Genomic DNA, 533 nt, shown 5'->3' on the forward strand with positions numbered 1-533 from the left:
TGCTGTTGACTTCGTCTTCGCCGTCACCATCGTTGCCGATTGCCATTGCCATTTTGTTCTCTTTCAGTATGTCCGGTCGGGGAGACTGGGCTGTGGAAATTTTTAAACTTTGAAGTTTTAAACCTTTGAACCTTAAAACCTTTAAACACAGAGACACAGAGAAAGGCTTGAGAGAGGGACTGAATGATCAGACTATGCTCTTCGCTTTGCTTTGCTTCGCTTTTCTCTGCTTTTCCTCTGTGTCTCCGTGTCTCTGTGTTAAACAGGTTTTAACGCTTTTAGGTTTTAACGCTTTTCAGAACATTCCTACCACGCAGCCTGCCCCGTTGACCGGGTTGGACCTTATGCTTTTTTCGCGACTTTGCTCATGTTGCCGGACAGGACAACGGAGTGCAGGTCTGCTGCAAACGCGCGGACTTCTTCCATCGCGCTCTTGTTGCGGCGAACCAGGAAGTTGTAGCCCAACACCGCTGGAACCGCGACGGCCAGACCAATCGCGGTCATGATCAGCGCTTCACCCACAGGACCCGCTA

Annotated in this window: 1 protein-coding gene; it reads right to left on the reverse strand. The window is 50.1% G+C overall.

The window, feature by feature from the left end:
* Window positions 1–342: 342 nt before the first annotated feature.
* On the reverse strand, window positions 343–533 hold a 191-nt coding region (locus tag H8K47_RS18045; protein WP_186882731.1), incomplete at its 5' end, for a MotA/TolQ/ExbB proton channel family protein.

The organism is Cognatundibacterium rugosum (genome assembly GCF_014284365.1).
GTDB lineage: Bacteria > Pseudomonadota > Gammaproteobacteria > Burkholderiales > Burkholderiaceae_D > Undibacterium > Undibacterium rugosum.